General features: G+C 73.9%; 14 protein-coding genes. 6 read left to right on the top strand and 8 right to left on the bottom strand.

The window, feature by feature from the left end; translation table 11 throughout:
• Positions 1-19: 19 nt before the first annotated feature.
• On the bottom strand, positions 20-3,280 hold the full coding sequence (locus BMZ30_RS02690; RefSeq protein ID WP_093374813.1) for an ATP-dependent helicase: 3,261 nt from the start codon (positions 3,278-3,280) through the stop codon (positions 20-22).
• The gene (locus BMZ30_RS02685) at positions 3,277-6,522 is read right to left on the bottom strand and encodes a UrvD/REP family ATP-dependent DNA helicase (protein ID WP_229828304.1); all 3,246 of its coding nucleotides are present in this window, start codon (positions 6,520-6,522) and stop codon (positions 3,277-3,279) included. The genes BMZ30_RS02690 and BMZ30_RS02685 overlap by 4 nt, the downstream gene beginning before the upstream one ends.
• A gap of 124 nt (positions 6,523-6,646) precedes the next feature.
• Between BMZ30_RS02685 and BMZ30_RS02680 the strand changes: the two genes are divergently transcribed.
• Positions 6,647-6,871, top strand: a complete 225-nt coding sequence (locus BMZ30_RS02680) for a DUF3107 domain-containing protein (RefSeq protein WP_093374811.1) — start codon at positions 6,647-6,649, stop codon at positions 6,869-6,871.
• A gap of 20 nt (positions 6,872-6,891) precedes the next feature.
• On the opposite strand, the gene BMZ30_RS02675 is transcribed toward BMZ30_RS02680, so the two are convergent.
• The gene (locus BMZ30_RS02675; protein WP_093374809.1) at positions 6,892-7,611 is read right to left on the bottom strand and encodes a ferritin-like fold-containing protein; all 720 of its coding nucleotides are present in this window, start codon (positions 7,609-7,611) and stop codon (positions 6,892-6,894) included.
• Positions 7,612-7,899: 288 nt separating this feature from the next.
• On the opposite strand from BMZ30_RS02675, the gene BMZ30_RS02670 reads away from it, so the two are divergent.
• Entirely contained in the window at positions 7,900-9,585 is a 1,686-nt protein-coding gene (locus BMZ30_RS02670; protein ID WP_093374807.1) for a DEAD/DEAH box helicase, read from the top strand.
• A gap of 75 nt (positions 9,586-9,660) precedes the next feature.
• On the opposite strand, the gene BMZ30_RS02665 is transcribed toward BMZ30_RS02670, so the two are convergent.
• Genes BMZ30_RS02665 through BMZ30_RS02655 form a run of 3 tightly spaced genes read right to left on the bottom strand, consistent with a single transcriptional unit; the run spans position 9,661 to position 11,583 of the window.
• Positions 9,661-10,068 carry a VOC family protein gene (locus BMZ30_RS02665; RefSeq protein WP_093374805.1) on the bottom strand — a complete coding sequence of 136 codons (408 nt, stop codon included), beginning with the start codon at positions 10,066-10,068 and terminating at the stop codon, positions 9,661-9,663.
• A gap of 58 nt (positions 10,069-10,126) precedes the next feature.
• A complete protein-coding gene (locus BMZ30_RS02660) occupies positions 10,127-10,744 on the bottom strand; it encodes a MarC family protein (RefSeq protein ID WP_093374803.1) in 618 nt (205 codons plus the stop codon).
• Positions 10,741-11,583, bottom strand: coding sequence for a PHP domain-containing protein (locus BMZ30_RS02655; RefSeq protein ID WP_229828307.1), 843 nt, complete (start codon positions 11,581-11,583; stop codon positions 10,741-10,743). Before BMZ30_RS02655 ends, BMZ30_RS02660 begins: the two co-directional genes overlap by 4 nt.
• Positions 11,584-11,677: 94 nt before the next feature.
• Here BMZ30_RS02655 and BMZ30_RS02650 point away from each other — a divergent pair, with 94 nt between their 5' ends.
• Positions 11,678-13,198 carry an aminopeptidase P family protein gene (locus BMZ30_RS02650; protein ID WP_093374801.1) on the top strand — a complete coding sequence of 507 codons (1,521 nt, stop codon included), beginning with the start codon at positions 11,678-11,680 and terminating at the stop codon, positions 13,196-13,198.
• Between the two features lie 47 nt (positions 13,199-13,245).
• On the opposite strand, the gene BMZ30_RS02645 is transcribed toward BMZ30_RS02650, so the two are convergent.
• Positions 13,246-13,965: a YflT domain-containing protein gene (locus BMZ30_RS02645; RefSeq protein WP_229828309.1), complete on the bottom strand. Its 720-nt coding sequence runs from the start codon at positions 13,963-13,965 to the stop codon at positions 13,246-13,248.
• A gap of 95 nt (positions 13,966-14,060) precedes the next feature.
• On the opposite strand from BMZ30_RS02645, the gene BMZ30_RS02640 reads away from it, so the two are divergent.
• The 3 genes from BMZ30_RS02640 to BMZ30_RS02630 are packed head-to-tail and all read left to right on the top strand — an operon-like array spanning position 14,061 to position 17,029.
• Positions 14,061-15,347 (top strand): magnesium transporter MgtE N-terminal domain-containing protein, encoded by a 1,287-nt coding sequence (locus tag BMZ30_RS02640; protein WP_093374797.1) that lies wholly within the window; start codon positions 14,061-14,063, stop codon positions 15,345-15,347.
• Entirely contained in the window at positions 15,340-15,876 is a 537-nt protein-coding gene (locus tag BMZ30_RS02635; protein ID WP_093374795.1) for a DUF1003 domain-containing protein, read from the top strand. The genes BMZ30_RS02640 and BMZ30_RS02635 overlap by 8 nt, the downstream gene beginning before the upstream one ends.
• Positions 15,877-15,901: 25 nt before the next feature.
• Positions 15,902-17,029: an Mrp/NBP35 family ATP-binding protein gene (locus BMZ30_RS02630; protein ID WP_093374793.1), complete on the top strand. Its 1,128-nt coding sequence runs from the start codon at positions 15,902-15,904 to the stop codon at positions 17,027-17,029.
• An 88-nt stretch (positions 17,030-17,117) separates the two neighbouring features.
• On the opposite strand, the gene BMZ30_RS02625 is transcribed toward BMZ30_RS02630, so the two are convergent.
• On the bottom strand, positions 17,118-17,921 hold the full coding sequence (locus BMZ30_RS02625; protein WP_229828311.1) for an exodeoxyribonuclease III: 804 nt from the start codon (positions 17,919-17,921) through the stop codon (positions 17,118-17,120).
• Positions 17,922-17,971: the final 50 nt, after the last annotated feature.

Below are 17,971 nucleotides of genomic sequence, written 5' to 3'. Positions count from 1 at the left end.
GCCCCTGCCAGCGCGCGGCTCAGTCGGGCGCACCGAGCACGAGGCGTTCGAGCTCGTCGGCCGAGGCGACCGACTCGGGCCGGACGGTCGTGCCGCTCCCGACGTAGAAGAAGGCGGCGTCCACGTCCTCGAGCGGCACGTGCTTCCAGCGTGCCCACGCGAGCCGGTAGACCGCGAGCTGCACCTCCCGGGCGCGCGCGGTCGCGGAGTCGGTCGGGACCTTGCCGGTCTTCCAGTCCACGACGACGACGCCCCCGGGGCGCCGAGGGTCGGCGAACACCGCGTCGATGCGCGAGCGCGTCATGACGCCCGCGATCGGCGTCTCGACGTCGACCTCGACGGCGATCGGCTCGAGCCCTGCCCACTCGCTCGTCAGGAAGGCGTCCTTGAGCGCCTCGAGGTCCGCGTCGACGGCGGCATCGTCCGCGCCACGCAGCTCGTCGAGGTCGAGGAGCACGGGGGCGCCGTAGAACTGCTCGACCCAGGCGTGGAACGATGTGCCGCGCCGCGCGTGCACCGAGGGCTCCTGGGGCACGGGGCGGCGCAGGTCCCGTGCGTACGCGGCACGGTCCTTGGCGAGGCGGACCATCGACGACGCCGACAGGTGCGCCGGCAGCTCGACCTCGCGCCGCGGACGGCGGCGCTCCTCGCGCTCGTCGAGCAGGCGGAGCGCGGTGCGTGCGAGGTCGCCGGCAGGGCCGGTCGTGAGGTCCTCCCAGGCCGCAGGCGCGGCGGCCGCGACGAGCTGCGCGGCGTCGCGACGCAGGTCCACGCCCGCGGGGGCCTGCGCGGGCCAGGTGGCGGTCTGCTCCTGTGCCAGCCGGGGATTGACCGCGCCGTCGTCCGGTCCGGCGCTCAGCGCGTCGCCGGCCACGAGCCCGGCCTCGACCAGCTCGGTGAGGAACGGCGACGGCGGGACGGGCTTGGCGCCGGTGCGGAACCACGACCCCGCGAGGAGGAGGTGGGACCGGGCGCGGGTGAGGGCGACGTACGCGAGCCGACGCTCCTCGGCGACCTGGTGCTCGCCGGCGACGCCGAGGAACTCCTTGCGCCGCGCGTCGAGGTCCTTGGGGTCGCTGGCGCCCGCGTACCGGAGCTCGGGGAGGTCCGGGGCGTCGCCGCGCAACGGGTACGGCAGCGTGCCGAGCCCGGTGAGCCAGGCCGAGTCCCGCGGGTAGCCGTCCCCGGTGGTGCGCAGGGACGGGAAGGTGCCGTCGGACAGCCCGGGGACGGCGACGACGTCCCACTCGAGGCCCTTGGCCGCGTGCACGGTGATGATCTGCACCGCGTGCGGGTCCGGCTCGCGCAGCGGCTGGTCGAGCCCGCGCTCCTCCTGCCGTGCGGCGTCGAGCCACGCGAGGAAGGCGCCGAGCGTCGGGTGGGGGGCGCCGTCGACGAACCGGACGGCGATGTCTCGGAAGGCGTCCAGGGCGGCGCGGCCACGGCTGTGCCCGCCCGCGAGCGCGACCTCGATGTCGAGCCCGAGGGCCTGCTCGGCCTCCCCGATGATCTCCGGCACCGACAGGTACGTGCGCGAGCGGACGTGGGCGAGCGCGTCCGCCAGCCGGGCGAGGCGCTCGCGGGCGTCCGCGGTCAGCTCGCGTCCCTCGACGCTGCGCCACCCGGGCGGCGGGAGCTCGTCGAGCACGTCGACGATCGAGTGCGAGTCGACGATGTCGGCCTCGGGGACCACGCCGTCGACGTGGGCGTCGTCGGCGCCGGGGTCCCCCTGCCGTCCCTGGGCGGCCCGGCTGGCGCGTGCGAGCTCGCGCATGCGGTCGGCGACCGCGAACGTGTCGGCTGCGCCCAGGTTGAGCCAGGGTCCGGTGAGCAGCCGCATCAGGGAGTCCCCGCGGGCCGGGTCGTGGACGACCTCGCAGAACGCGACCAGGTCCACCACCTCGGGGGTGTCGAGGAGCCCGCCGAGGCCGACGACCTCGACCGGGATCCCGCGGCGCCGCAGCTCGATCTCGACGTCGACGAACTGCTTGCGGGCGCGGCAGAGCACGGCCGCCGTGCGGGCTGCCCGGCCGGGCGCGGCGGGGCGCCAGTGCTGCTGGACGAAGTCGGCGACCGCCGTCGCCTCGTCGGCGAGCGTCGGTGCGTACACCGCCGATACCGCCCCGGGACCCGCACCGGGCCGGGGCGCGAGGGCGGGGACGTCGATGCCCACCTGACGGTCGCGCAAGGGGCGGGCCACGGCGTTCGAGGCGTCGAGGATCGCGACGTCGTTGCGCCAGGACGTGCTCAGCGCGAGGTGGTGCACGCGTCCGACGGCGTCGAACTGCTCGGCGAACCGCGAGAGGCCAGAGGCGCTCGCTCCGCGCCAGCCGTAGATCGACTGGTTCGGGTCCCCCACGGCGGTCACCGCGTGCCCGGCACCGAACAGGGCGCCGAGCATCCGGGCCTGCGCGAAGGACGTGTCCTGGTACTCGTCGAGGAGCACCACGCGGTACCGCGCGCGCTCGAGCTCGCCGACGGCACCGAAGTCCTCGGCGAGGCGCGCCCCGAGCGCGACCTGGTCGCCGAAGTCGAGCGCCTCGCTGACCCGCTTGCGTCGCGCGAGCTCGGCGACCAGGTCGACGAGCTCGATCCGCTCGCGCATGAGCGTGAGCAGCGCCTTGACCGGGGCCAGGTGCTCCGACCGGCCGTTGCCCGCGGGCGTCGCCTCGATCGCATCGACGATCTGCTGCATCTGAGCGCGCGCCTCCGCGGGGGTGAGCAGGTGCTCGCTGAGCGCGCCGGACAGCTCCCGCACGGCGCTGACGATCGTCGACAGCGCCGCGCCGGTCTGCAGCTCCCCGGTCCAGCTCTCGACGACCTCGTGGGCGAGCTGCCAGCCGCTGGCCTCCCCGAGCAGGCGCGCGGACGGCTCGATGCCGAGGCGCAGCGCGTGCTCCTTGACGAGACCCGCGGCGTAGGAGTTGTAGGTCGACACCGCGGGCCGGCGCATCGCCTCGAGCACTCCTTCCTCGAGGCTGTGCGCGACGCCGTCGGCGCGCAGGCGCGACGTGAGGGCACGCAACCGGCGCCGGATGCGCTCGGCGAGCTCGCCGGCGGCCTTGCGGGTGAAGGTCAGGCCGAGCACCTCGTCGGGTGCGACGAGCCCGTTGGCCACGAGGTAGACCACGCGCGCGGACATCGTCTCGGTCTTGCCCGAGCCGGCGCCAGCCACGACGAGCACCGGCTCGAGCGGGGCCTCGATCACGGCCGTCTGCTCCGGCGTCGGCGCGGGCAACCCGAGCAGGGCGGCGATCTCGTGGGGCGTGTACTGCGTCATGCGCGCTCCTGCGTGACGTGGCGGCCCTCGGGCTGGACCGGGCAGCTGCGGCGGACAGGGCAGAAGTCGCACGCGGGGTTGGTGCGCGCGGTGAAGCTCGCCTGCGCCATGAGGTCGGCCGCGCCCGTGACGAGGTCGTGCGCCCAGCGGGGCTCGTCGGCGGTCTCCAAGGGCGCCTGGTGGCGCTGCGTCGGCCCCTTGGTCGTGCCACCGACGTACACGAGCGCCGCCCCCGCGCTGGGGACGTCGCCGAACGCGCCCTCGGCGAGAGCGACCTGGTAAGACCCGAGCTGGGCGTTGCGCCGAGCCTCGTCGTTCGAGATCGCGGCACCCGTCTTGAGGTCCTCGACGCGCACGGCGTCACCGACGCGGACGAGCCGGTCCACCTTGCCGGTGAGCACGGCGCGACCGACGTCGACGCGGAACTCTGCCTCGACGCCGACCACGTCCCCCGAGGCAGCGACGTGCGTGGCGAGCCGGTCGATCATGGCCTCGGCCCGCCGGCGCGTGAGCAGCTCGACCGCCCCGGGCCGCAGGCCGAGCTCGGGCCAGCGCTCGGCGAGCCGCGCCTGCAGCTCCTGTCGGGTTCCCGCCGGGAGATCCTCGGCGACGGCGTGGATCAGTGTGCCGAGCGACTGGGTGAGGGCCTCGGCTCCGGAGCCGCCGGCCGCCTCGAGGGCCCAGCGCAACGGGCACCGCGTCACGGCGTCGACCTTGGACGGGGAGACCCGCAGCTGCTGGTCGGGTCCCCAGAGCGGGCGGTCGCTCGACACCGGCGCCACGCCGTACCAGCGGCGCGGGTCCGCGGCCCGGATCCCCGCGTCCTCGAGCGTGGCCAGCAGGCGCGCGAGGCCGGCGGCCTCAGCGTCGTGGCCGGCCCCGACGGCCTCGAGGAGGCGGGCGCGGGTGGTCTGGACGAGCCCGCGCAGGTCGAGGGGCACCGGGACCTCACGACGCCGATGGTCCGGCCCGTCCTGCGCGGGTGGCTCGACGAGGTCGACGAGCGCGGACGGGATGGTCTCGATGTCCTCGACGGCCGTCACCAGCAGACGACGACGCGCCCGGGAGACGGCGACGAGGAACGACCGGACCTCGTCGTGCAGCACGGCGCGCCGGGCATCGACGTGGCCGGCGACACCGCGCGCGGCGGCGACGTCGACGAGCGCCTGTGCCCCGAGAAGCGAGTCGCGCAGGCGCAGGTCCGGCCAGACGCCCTCCTGGACACCGGCGACGACGACGGCCTCCCACTCACCACCGGCGGCGCCGGCGGGGGTGAGCACGCTGACCGCGGACTCCGGCCCACCCTGGGCCGCGAGCGAGTCGGCGGGGAGCTCCTGGGCGCTCACGTACTCCGCGAAGGCGCCCGGGCCCGCGTGCGGCGTGCGCTCGACGAACCGCTCCGCCGCCTTGAAGAGCGCCAGCACCGCGTCGAGGTCTCGGTCCGCCCGTGCTCCGGCGGCGCCGCCGGCCAGCGCCGCTGAGCGCCACCGTTCCGCAAGCCCCGCCGTGTCCCACAGCGCCCACAGCACGGTCTGCGCGGTCGCGCCTGCCGTCGCGGCTGCGGCGCGCCCGGCGGCCAGCACCCGTGCGAGCCCGACGACGTTGCGGCGCACCGCGCCCGGGAGCTGGTCCGCGTGCGCCGGATCCTCAAGAACCTCGACGATCAACGCGTCCGAGCTGCGTCCGCCGCCGCCCGCGAGCTCCTCGGTCCGCACCGCCCGCCGCAGGCGACGCAGCGCCACCGCGTCGAGGCCGCCGAGCGGCGAGAGCAGGAGCGCCGCCGCGGCCTCGGGGTCCAGCCCGTCCACGACCGCGCGCATGGCGTGCAGCAGCGGCTGCGCCGCTGGCTCGTCCCGGAGCGCCCCCTGCGACCCGAGCACGCTCACCGGGACGGACGCCGCCGCGAGCGCCCGGCGGAGCGCGGCGACCTCGCCGCCAGACCGCGCCACGACCGCGACCTCGTGCCACGGCACGCCCTCGTCGAGGTGCCAGGAGCGGATCGCGTGCGCGACGTAGGCGTGCTCAGCGGCGACGCCGGGCAGCACGGCCACCTCCACGTGCGATCCCCGCCCCGCGGGACCGTCCTGCTCGACCGCGGCAGACCGACGGTGCGCGACGTGCCCTGCCGCGCCGACCACCTGGGCCGCGCGCTGCACCACCTGCCGCAGGGGACGCCCGTGGCGCCACACGCCGTCGAGCACCACGACGTGGGCGCCCAGGTCCGCCGCGGCAGAGCTCGAGGGGGCCGCCGCGCTCCCCATCAGGGCAGGAACGGCGCCCCGGAAGCCCTGCACCGCGGCGTCCGGGTCTCCGAGCAGGACGAGCCGCGCCCCCGAGTCCTGGAACAGCCGCAACAGGCGAGCCGTCGCCTCGGTGGCCTCGTGGTAGTCGTCCACGACGACGAGGTCCCAGGACGGCGTCGGGGTCTCGACCTCCTCGCGCCAGGCGAGCAACGCCTCGGTGGCCTCGTGCACCACGGCCGCAGGGTCGTACCGCGGGCCGAGGTCCGGCGTCGCCAGGCGCAGCTGGGTGACGTCCAGGTACTCCTCGTACAGGCGCGCGCAGAGCCGCCACTCGGGTCGACCGTGCGCGCGCCCGAGCTCGTCGAGCCCGACCGGGTCGATGCCGCGCTCGGCCGCGCGCATGAGGACGTCGCGCAGCTCGTCGCGGAACGCGCGGGTGGCGAGCGCTTCCTCGGGGAACCCCTCCGGCAGGCGCAGCGGGGGGCCGTCGGACTCGAGGTGCCCGGCGAGGAGCTCCGCGAGGAGCTGGTCCTGCTCCGGCCCTGAGATCAGCGTGGGAGCGGGGAGCCCCAGCGCCGCGGCGCGACGTGCGAGCACCGCGAAGGCCAGCGCCGGGACCGTCCGCACCATCGGCTGCCCGACGGTGCGTCCCGCGAGCAGCGACAGCCGGTCACGGACCTGGCTGGCCCCGCGGCGGGTGGCGCCGAGCACGAGCACGCGCGCAGGGTCGAGCCCGGGCCCGCCGCCCGCGGGGCTGATCGCGTCGAGCGCGACGTGCAGGGCAGTCGTGGTCTTGCCGGAACCCGGCGCGCCGACGACGAGGGTGGCTGCCTCTTCACGCGCCGAGCGCAGGGCGGCGCGCTGGGACGGGTCGAGCAGGACCGGCTCGGCGTGGGCACCACGACCACGCAGCCGGACCGCCTCGGGCGGCGGGGCTGCGTCGGGCTGGTGGGAGCGGCCGGGCTGGTCGAGCCGGTCGAGTCGTCGTCCGTCAAGCACGTCCCGATCCCATCACGAGTGTCTGACACAGGAGGCCGCGTGCGGCACGCGGCGCCGGAAGGTGCGATTCTGGGTCTGCGCCGTGCACCCCGCCCGGCGGCACCGCACCACAGAAGGAGTCCCCGTGGAGATCACGATCGGCGTGCAGAACCTGCCGCGCGAGCTCGTCGTCGAGACCGAGCAGGACGCTGCCGAGGTCACCGCCCAGGTCACCGCCGCGATCGAGGGCAAGACGGTCCTCACGCTGACCGACACCCGCGGTCGACAGGTCATCGTCCCGACGGCGACGATCGGCTACGTCGAGATCTCGAGCGCCGACCAGCGCAAGGTCGGCTTCGGCGCGATCTGACGGACGACCGGCCTCGCCGCTCAGGCGGCGAGGCCGAGGCGCTCCATGCGACGGGTGTGGGCCGTCGTGAGCTGGCTGAACAGCCACGCGGCGCGGTCCTCGGGCACGACCTCCGGCGCGACCCCGGGGGCCGCCAGCGCCGCCTGGTCGCCGTCCCGGCGCGTGATGGCGGCCTCGAGCAGGCGCGCGAGGAACTCGTTCTCGACCAGGAGCGACTGCACGACGCTCATGGCCTCGCCGACGAGACGCCGGCCCCACAGCGCGAGCCGCGCCGCCAGGACCTCGTCCTGGCGGGCCGCCGCCGCCACCAGCTCGATCGACTCCGCCGACGCCGACCCGCCGTCGAGCACCTCGCACACGATCGCCCGCGTCTGAGGGTCCACCGCGTCGACGACGATGCGGCAGAAGTCCTCGGCCACGCCGTGGCCCACGTAGGACTTCATGATCTCCTCCCACCAGCTGCTGGGCGCGGTGCGTGCCTCGTAGTCGTCGAAGACGTGGTCGAACGTGAACATCCGCGCCTCGGGAGCCTGGGCGGCGTCGAGCCGGCCGAGCTCGGTCAGGACGCGCTCCTGGCGAGCCAGCGTCGCCCCCGCCATCCTGCTCAGGTAGAGGCGCTGCTCGGGCTCCGGGGCCGCCGCGGCTGCGCCCGCGAGACGGAGGAAGGCAGTCGCCTCCAGGTGCGCGACGAGCGCCAGCAGGTCGACGACGTCCGAGGTGCTCGCGGTGGGAGAGGTCATCCGCCCAGGATAGTCGCGCGTCCCCTGCCTTCCGCGCGGGCCATCCGCTAGCATGGCGAGGTACATCGGATGCCCGGTCGTCATGACATGACCTGCACCAGACCGCGCGGGCCGGACCAGGACGTGAGCTGCACGTCCTCGCCCAGGCTCAGAGCACGTATCTTCGCGATCGGCTTCCGGCCCCCCGGCGTGGACGCGCCGACACGAGCCGTGACCGCCGGCGGGAGACCGCACCAGGCGCAGCCAGGACCCGAGCAGCGTCCATGCCCCGTATCACCGTGAGGCACAGTGACCACCGAGATCCCCACCATCAGCGATGACGACCAGGCCGGGTCCTACACCCAGGACGGCTCGATCCACTCGCACGAGTCCCCCACCTTTGCCGACTTCGGCATCCGTCCCGAGATCGTCGACGCCCTCGCTGACGCGGGCATCACCAGCCCGTTCCCGATCCAGGCCATGACGCTCCCGGTCGCGATGAGCGGCCACGACATCATCGGTCAGGCCAAGACCGGCACCGGCAAGACGCTCGGTTTCGGCGTGCCGCTGCTCCACCGGGTCGTGGCACCGGGCGAGGACGGCTTCGACACGCTGCCCGCACCGGGCAAGCCCCAGGCGCTCGTCGTCGTCCCGACCCGCGAGCTCGCGGTGCAGGTCGCGAACGACCTCGCCACCGCGTCCGCACGCCGCTCCGTCCGCGTGATCCAGCTGTACGGCGGTCGCGCCTACGAGCCGCAGATCGAGCGCCTCCGTACGGGCGTCGAGGTCGTCGTCGGCACCCCGGGCCGCATGATCGACCTGCTCAACCAGGGCCACCTCGACCTCTCCCGCGTGCGCTGCGTCGTCCTCGACGAGGCCGACGAGATGCTCGACCTGGGCTTCCTGCCCGACGTCGAGAAGCTCCTGTCGCGCACGCCGGCCTCGCGCCACACGATGCTGTTCTCGGCCACGATGCCCGGCGCCGTCGTCGCGATGGCCCGCCGCTACATGACGCAGCCGACCCACATCCGTGCGAACGACCCCGACGACGCGGGCCACACGGTCAAGAACATCAAGCAGGTCGTCTACCGTGCGCACGCCCTCGACAAGGTCGAGATGCTCGCGCGCATGCTGCAGGCGCGCGGTCGCGGGCTCACGATCGTCTTCGCCCGCACCAAGCGGACCGCCGCCAAGGTCGCCGACGAGCTCGTCGACCGCGGGTTCGCTGCGGGCGCCATCCACGGCGACCTCGGGCAGGGCGCGCGCGAGCAGGCGCTGCGCGCGTTCCGCAACGGCAAGGTGGACATCCTCGTCGCGACCGACGTCGCCGCCCGCGGCATCGACGTCGACGACGTGACGCACGTCGTGAACTACCAGTGCCCCGAGGACGAGAAGACGTACCTGCACCGCACCGGCCGCACCGGTCGCGCGGGCAACAAGGGCACCGCGGTGACCTTCGTCGACTGGGACGACATCCCGCGCTGGGGCCTGATCAACAAGGCCCTCGACCTCGGCATCCCCGAGCCGGTGGAGACGTACTCGTCGAGCCCGCACCTGTTCACCGACCTCGACATCCCCGAGGGCACCAAGGGCCGCCTGCCCAAGTCCGCGCAGGTCCGTGAGGGCCTGGACGCTGAGGTCCTCGAGGACCTCGGGGAGACCGGCAAGCGCCACGCCAAGCCCGCGCGCGACGGCGACCGTGACGGACGTGGCGGACGTGGCGGCGACCGCGGGCGGGACGGCGACCGCGGCGGCCGCAGCGGCGGTGCACGCGGCGGTGCACGCGGCGGCGAGCGTGGTGGCGAGCGCCGCGAGCGCACCCCTCGCTCCGAGAGCGCGGCCCCCGGCTCCGCCCCCGAGCGCGCTGCGGCGCCCGCGAGCGCAGGCCCGGCCGAGCGCACCGAGGGTGAGCGTCCCGCACGCTCGCGCCGGCGTCGCCGGACGCGGGGCGGCAGCACCGAGGGCACCAGCACGGGCGGCGCACCCACCGCCTGACCTCTCCGCCGACGACGCCCGTCGGGCGTGGGTGACAGCATCGCTGTCGACCACGCCCGACGGGCGTCGTGCGTCCTAGGCCTCGGCGTCGACCTCGAAGCCGATCAGCCAGTGCACGCCGAACGCGTCGACGACCTGCCCGTCCCACGCCCCCCAGGGCCGAGACTGGAGGTCGTCGACGATCTCGCCGCCCTCGGCGAGGGCAGCGAACCAGGCTCGCAGCGTCCCGCTCGGCGCCGCCCCGAGGAGGGCGAGCATCACGCCCCGGAAGAGCGGCGCGTCGTCGGGATTGGCGTCAGCGGCGTAGAGGGACACCGGACCGTCGACCAGCTGGCCGTGCGCGATCGCGTCCGGTGCTCCGTCGGTGCGCCCGAACTCCTCGAGCGTGTGCAGCTCCACGCCACAGCCGAACACGCGACCGTAGAAGGTGAGCGCCGCACGAGCGGTGCCGGGCAGGTGCAGGTACGGCGTAGGTGCAGTCATGCCCGGATGGTAGCGACGCCTCCACCCGAAGGCACCCGGAGCGGCGTCGACCGCCGTGTCAGGTTGCGGCCTGCACGAACGCCGTGACGGCGTCGGCCATCAGCTGGACCGCAATCGCCGCGAGCAGGAGGCCGGCGATGCGCGTCACGAGCAGCACGCCCGTCTCGCCGAGCACCCGCTGGATGAGCCCGGCGAAGCGCATCGCGGCCCACAGGCACACGCACACGACGAAGAATCCGGCCGTGACCGCCAGCCAGTCCCCCGCGGAGCCGTCCACGCGCTGCACGAACAGCATCGACGCGACGATCGCGCCCGGCCCCGCGAGCAGCGGCGTCCCGAGCGGCACCATCGCGACGTTGGTGCCGACCTTGCCAGGCTGCGGCTCCTCCATCTTCCCGGTCAGCAGCTCGAGCGCGATGAGCAGCAGCAGCAGACCACCGGACGCCTGGAGGGCCGGCAGCGAGATGTGCATGTAGTCGAGCAGCTGCTGGCCGAACAGCGCGAACGCGATGATCACTCCGGCGGCGACCAGCACGGCCTGCAGCGCCGCACGCGCACGCTCCTTGTGCGTCATCGTGCCGGTCAGCGCGAGGAAGATCGGGACGGTGCCCGGGGGGTCCATGATCACGAACAGCGTGATGACGACCTCGGTGAAGAGGCGAACGTCGAAGTTCATGCGCGCACCACAGTGATCCTTCCTCGCCGCTCGATCTCCGTGAAGACGTCGCTGGCCGTCGTGTGCTCGCCAAGCTGGTTGCGCTTGCCGGAGCCGTGGTAGTCGCTCGACCCCGTGACCAGCAGGCCGAGCGTGTGCGCGAGGCGCGAGAGGCGGAGCCGTTGCTCCGGGCCGTTGTCGCGGTGCGCAACCTCCAAGCCTGCCAGCCCGGCCTCCGCGAGCGCGTGCACGACACGATCCGAGACGATCCGTCCACGCTCCGAGGCGCCGGGGTGCGCGAACACCGGGACCCCACCCGCGGCGCGCACCGCGACGACGACGTCGACGGCCTCCGGGGCGTAGTGCGGCACGTAGTACGGCGCCGCCGGGCTGAGCATCTGGGCGAAGGCGGCCGAACGGTCGGTCGCGTAGCCCGCGGCGACCAGGGCGTCGGCGATGTGGGGACGCCCGATCGTGGTGCCGGGCGCCGTCTGCGCGAGCACGTGCTCCCAGGTGAGCGGGAAGTCGACCCCGAGCCGCTCGACCATCTCCCGGGCGCGGGCGTCGCGGGCCGCGCACACGCGGTCGAACATGGCGACCAGGGTGGGGTCCGCGGGGTCGTGCAGGTAGGACAGCAGGTGCACGCTCGTGTCCTCGGCGCGCGCGGAGATCTCGGTGCCTCGAACAAGCGCCACGCCGGTCTCGCGGGCCGCCGCCGCGGCCTCGTCCCAGCCGGAGGTCGTGTCGTGGTCGGTCAGGGCGACGACGTCGAGGTCCGCCCGGGCGGCGGCACGCACCACGTCGCCGGGTGCGTCGGTGCCGTCGGAGGCGGTCGAGTGGGTGTGGAGGTCGATGCGCACACCGCTCACTCTACGAACACCGCGGCCCGGCGCGGTGACGTGCGAAGATCGAAGGCACCACACGGTCCACAACGAACGGCTGAGGAGCACCTCGATGAGCGACGAGCAGGCGACGACCACGGACGCGACGTCAGAGGCGCAGGCCCTCGCCGCGCGCAACGACAACCGGTCGCAGCGGCCCGACTCCTCCGCCTTCCGCGAGTTCATCACCTCGGGCTGGGCTCCGCGCGACACGCAGACTCCGGAGCAGGGAGAATTCGCCCCGTACACGGCGGTGCGCCGCTCGGCGCTCAGCGCCCGCTTCCCCGGCACCCGCCTCGTGATTCCCGCGGGTGCGTTCAAGGTGCGGTCCAACGACACCGACTACCGGTTCCGTCCCCACTCGGCGTTCGCCCACCTGACGGGGCTCGGCACCGACCAGGAGCCCGACGCCGTCCTCGTGCTGCACCCGCTGCCGGTCGAGGGGCACGAGGCCGTGCTCTACTTCCGCCCGCTCGCGCCGCGCGACAGCACCGAGTTCTACTCCGACTCCCGCTACGGCGAGTTCTGGGTCGGCGCCCGCCCGAGCCTCGAGGACGTCGCCGCGCTGACGGGGATCCAGACAGCGCACCTCGACGAGCTCGCTGACGCCCTCGCGAAGGACGTCGGCGCCGACGGCCTGCGCATCGCGCTGCTCGACGACGTGGACGCCGCAGTGGACGCGATCGTCGCCGAGGTCCGCGCCCAGGCCGACCTCGTGGACTCCGCCCAGCTGGACGCAACCCTCGCGGAGGCCGTGTCCGAGCTCCGACTGATCAAGGACGCCTACGAGATCGAGCAGATGCGCGCCGCGGTCGACGCGAGCATCGCCGGGTTCGAGCACGTCGTGCGTGCCCTCGGCCGGGCGGTCGCGCACGCCCGCGGCGAGCGCGTGGTCGAGACGGTGTTCGAGGCTCACGCCCGCCTCGAGGGCAACACGGTGGGGTACGACACGATCGCGGCCGCCGGCGAGCACGCCACCACCCTGCACTGGATCCGCAACGACGGCGAGGTGCGTCCGGGCGAGATGCTCCTGCTCGACGCCGGCGTCGAGGTCGAGTCGCTCTACACGGCGGACGTCACGCGCACCCTCCCGGTGGACGGCACCTTCACGGAGGTGCAGCGCAAGGTCTACCAGGCCGTGCTCGACGCCGCCGACGCGGCCTTCGCGGTCGCCGTGCCCGGCAAGAACTTCCGCGACGTGCACGCCGCAGCGATGGAGGTCATCGCGGACCGTCTCGCGTCCTGGGGCCTGCTGCCGGGCACGGCCGAGGAGTCGCTCGCGCCCGAGGGCCAGCAGCACCGCCGCTGGATGGTGCACGGCACCTCCCACCACCTGGGCATCGACGTGCACGACTGCGCCCAGGCGCGCCGCGAGATGTACCTCGACGCGACGATCGAGCCCGGGATGGTGTTCACGATCGAGCCCGGCCTCTACTTCAAGGCGGACGACCTGACGATCCCCGCCGAGCTCCGCGGGATCGGGGTGCGCATCGAGGACGACGTGCTGATCACCGCCGACGGCAACGAGAACCTCAGCGCCGCCCTTCCGCGGCGGCCGGACGAGGTCGAGGCCTGGATGGCGTCACTGCGCTGAGCGCGCCTGGGGCCGCGCTCCGGCGGTCCGCGCTCAACGTCCCGCGCTCAGCGGCCGTCGGTCGCGTCGGGCGCGGGCGGGTCGGCGCGCACCCCGTAGCGGGGGCGTCCGTCCGCCGTCAGGTACTGCGAGCGCGGGGGGCTGACGGGGGTCCCCTCGGACGGTTCGCCGGAAGCGGCGCTGCCCGGGCCCGCCGACGCAGCGGGCGACACCGACTGGGCGCCTGGCTGGGGCTCCGGGGCCGTGGGCCCGGCCGGCGGGCGGGGCGCGGCGGTGCTGCGAAGGTTGGCCTCCTCGAGGATCCGCCGCGCCTGGCCGGCGTGCTCAGGCGCGCACAGGACGACGTAGCGCGCCGCGACGATCTGGCTCGAGGACGTGAAGTCGCGCTTGCCGCGCGAGAACGAGTAGGAGATGAGCGAGAACATCGCGCCGAACCCGGCGCCCATGGCGATGGCCGCGACGATGCTTCCACCGCTGTCCACCCCGCCGAGCAGCGAGAGCGCCAGTCCGACGAACAGGCCGAACCAGGCGCCGCCCGCGAGCCCGGCGACGCCGACGCGCCCCCACGTCAGGCGGCCCGTCACGCGCTCCACCATCCGCAGGTCCTCGCCGACGATCGTCAGGTGCTGCACGGTGAACGCCTTGTCGGAGAGGTGGTCGACGGCCCGCTGCGCACCGGCGTAGTCCCCGAACGCACCGATCTCGATCCCCTGGGGCAGGGTCGGCATCGTGGGCACGCGTCCGGGCTTCGGCATCGGCTGGCTCATCGTCCCAGTCTGCCCCACCAGCGCGCGCAGCGGCAGTCGTGCCCACCGGGCGACCTGCCCGCGCGCGATGCGCCCCAGTGCGTACTCTTGGCAACGTGAGCGTGGGAACCAGAGTCTTCGTCGCGCGGCTTGCCGGCACCACCGTCTTCGACCCTCTCGGCGACCAGGTGGGCCGGGTCCGCGACGTCGTCGTGCTCCTGCGCCCCAAGGGCGCGCCCCGTGCGGTCGGTCTCGTCGTCGAGGTCCCCGGGCGCCGCAGGGTCTTCCTCCCGCTGACGCGCGTGACCAGCATCGACAGCGGGCAGGTCATCAGCACGGGCCTGGTGAACATGCGCAGGTTCGAGCAGCGTGCGCTCGAGACCCTCGTCGTCGGCGAGCTCTTCGACCGCCAGGTCGCCCTCCAGGACGGCTCGGGCGCGGCGATCGTCGAGGACCTCGCGATCGAGCAGCAGCGCAACGGCGACTGGCTCGTGTCCAAGGTGTTCGTGCGGCGCACGGGCACCCAGAAGGGCGCCCTGGGCATCCGCCGGCGCGGCCCGAGCGAGCTCGTGGACATCGAGGAGGTCGTCACGCTCGCGACGGGCGACAAGGCGCAGGGCGCCGCGCTCATGCTCGCCGCCTACGACGACCTCAAGCCCGCGGACCTCGCCGACGTCCTGCACGACCTCGCCGACGCACGCCGCGTGGAGGTCGCCTCTGCGCTCGACAACGAGCGGCTCGCTGACGTCCTCGAGGAGCTCCCCGAGGACGACCAGGTCGCGATCCTGTCCTCGCTCGAGACGGGGCGCGCCGCCGACGTCCTCGAGGCGATGCAGCCCGACGACGCCGCGGACCTCCTGCACGAGCTCCCGTCTGCCCAGGCCACCGAGCTGCTCGAGCTCATGGAACCCGGCGACGCACGCGACATGCGCCGCCTGCTGTCCTACGGGGAGCGGACGGCCGGCGGCATGATGACGACCGAGCCGGTGCTGCTGAGCCCGGAGACCACGATCGCCGCAGCGATGGCGCACATCCGCCGCCAGGACCTGCCGCCCGCGCTCGCGTCGATGGTCTTCGTCGTCCGGCCACCGCTCGAGACGCCGACGGGGCGGTTCCTCGGCGTCGTGCACTTCCAGAAGATGCTGCGCGAGCCGCCGCACGAGCCGCTCGGCTCCGTGCTCGACGAGATCGATCACGTCGACGCCGACGCCTCGCTGAGCCAGGTCACCCGCCTGCTCGCGACGTACAACCTGCTGGCGCTGCCCGTCCTGGACGCCCAGCGACGCGTGCTCGGTGCGGTCAGCGTCGACGACGTGCTCGACCACATGCTCCCGGACGACTGGCGCGAGACCGACCACGTCGACGGCGACGAGCTGAGCCTGGGGAAGGTGCGCCGTGCCTGAGCGCCTCGACCAGCCGAAGTCCCCCAAGCGCTCCGTCTTCCGGCGTCCCCGATTCGCGCCCGACAAGTTCGGCTCCATCTCGGAGGGCATCGCGCGGTTCATGGGCACGCCCACGTTCCTGCTGTACCTGACGGTCTTCTGCGCGCTCTGGATCGGCTGGAACACCCTGATGCCGGACCAGGCGCGGTTCGACTCCGCGGCGCTGGGCTTCACGGCACTGACGCTCATGCTCTCGCTCCAGGCGTCCTACTCGGCCCCGCTGATCCTGCTCGCGCAGAACCGCCAGGCCGATCGCGACCGGGTCGCCGCGGAGCAGGACCGGCAGCGTGCCGAGCGCAACCTCGCCGACACCGAGTACCTGGCGCGGGAGATGGCTGCCCTGCGCATCGCGCTCGGCGAGGTCGCGACCCGCGACTTCGTGCGGTCCGAGATCCGCAACCTGCTCGAGGAGATCCTCGAGGAGATGCGGACGGCGGACCAGGACGACGACGTCGCCGCGGAGCGGTCCGGCGAGGGTCCGAGGGCCTGAGAGGCGCACGCCGGCGGCACCTAGGATGGGCCTCATGCTCTCCCCCGACGACGTCCGTTCCGCGCTCGACCAGGTGATCGACCCCGAGATCCGCCGCCCCATCACCGAGCTCGGGATGGTCCGTGAGGTGGAGGTCGCCGACGGCGGCGCGGTCACCGTGCACATCGACCTCACCACCGCCGGGTGCCCGCTGAAGAGCACGATCGAGCGCGACGTCACCGCCGTCGCTGGCGCGGTGCCGGGCGTCACCTCGGTCGCGGTCGCGATGGGCGTGATGAGCCCCGAGCAGCGCGTGCACCTGAAGAAGAAGCTTCGCGGCGGCGACGGGGAACCGGTCATCCCGTTCGCCCAGCCGGACTCCCTGACCAAGGTCTTCGCTATCGCCTCCGGCAAGGGCGGCGTCGGGAAGTCGTCGGTGACGGCCAACCTCGCGGTCGCGATGGCGGCGGACGGTCTCCGGGTGGGCGTCGTCGACGCGGACATCTACGGGTTCTCGATCCCGACGATGCTCGGCGTCGTGGGTCAGCCCACCCGTGTCGACGACATGCTCCTCCCTCCCTTGGCGTACGACGTGAAGGTGGTCTCGATCGGCATGTTCGTCCCGCCGGGCCAGCCGGTGGTGTGGCGTGGCCCGATGCTGCACCGGGCGCTCCAGCAGTTCCTGGGCGACGTCTTCTGGGGCGACCTCGACGTCCTCCTGCTCGACCTCCCGCCCGGGACCGGGGACATCGCGATCTCGGTCGCCCAGCTGCTGCCCCGCTCGCAGATCGTGGTCGTCACGACCCCGCAGTCCGCCGCCGCGGAGGTCGCGGAGCGCGCCGGGTCGGTCGCGCGCCAGACGGGTCAGGGCGTCGCGGGCGTCGTCGAGAACATGTCTTGGCTCGAGCAGCCCGACGGCTCCAGGCTCGAGCTCTTCGGGGCAGGCGGCGGCGCGCGGGTGGCCGCCTCGCTGGGCCAGCAGCTCGGGATCGACGTGCCGGTGCTCGGTCAGGTGCCGCTCGACGTGTCGCTGCGTGAGGGCGGCGACTCCGGCGTGCCGGTTGTGCTCACGCAGCCGGACTCCCCGGCCGCCCAGGCGCTGCGGGGGGTCGCACGCCAGCTCACCGCCGGGGCGCGGGGACTCGCGGGCCGCCGCCTGCCGCTGACGTTCTGAGCACCGGCGACGACCGCCCCGCTCAGCGAGCACAGTCTGGCTCGGTCCCACCGATCAGGAGTGAGCTGGCTCGAGCGGGCCGCGGCGCCTAGACGCTGTAGCTGACCGTCACGGGCGCGTGGTCGGACCAGCGCGTGTCGTAGGACGCCGCGCGCCCGATCGCGACGCTCTGCGCGGCCTGCGCGAGGGCGGGCGTCGCGAGCTGGTAGTCGATGCGCCATCCGGCGTCGTTGTCGAACGCCTGGCCGCGGTTGGACCACCACGTGTAGGGACCGGGACCCTCGCCGCCGAACCGGCGCCCGAGGTCCACGAACCCGAGCTCGTCGAACCACAGGTCCAGGTAGGCGCGCTCCTGCGGCAGGAAGCCCGCCGACTTCAGGTTGCCCTTCCAGTTCTTGATGTCCACCTCGCGGTGCGCGATGTTGAGGTCCCCGGTCACCACGGCGTGCCCGCCGGCCGCCGCGAGCTCGCGCATCCGCGCCGTGACCTTCTCGAGGTAGGCGTACTTCTCGTCCATCTTCGGCGTTCCGGCGGTGCCGGAGTGGATGTATGCCGAGACCACGGTGACGGACACGCCGTCGGCGGTCTCGACGTCGGCCTCGACCCAGCGACCGGTGTCGACCGGGACCTCGGGCTCGCCGTTGCCCAGACCGACGCGGACGGCGGTCAGCGGGAGGCGGGATGCGATCGCGACCCCTGCGCGACCCTTGATGTCGCACGCCTGGTGCACGACGTGCCACCCCTCGCCGAGGAGGTCAGCGACGATCTCGTCGGTCGCCCGCACCTCCTGCATCGCGACGACGTCGGGGGCGGTGGCGGTGAGCCACTCCTCCATGCCCTTGCGGAAGGCGGCTCGGATCCCGTTCACGTTGGCGGTGGTGATGGTCAGCACGGGACCATCCTGCCCCATCGGCGCGAGGCCGACGGACCAGGATGGTCCCG

The sequence above is a fragment of the Flavimobilis marinus genome (assembly GCF_900113055.1).
GTDB classification, from domain to species: domain Bacteria; phylum Actinomycetota; class Actinomycetes; order Actinomycetales; family Cellulomonadaceae; genus Flavimobilis; species Flavimobilis marinus.
Note: the sequence above shows the minus strand (reverse complement) of the source record. Positions and strands in the feature narration are given on the sequence as shown.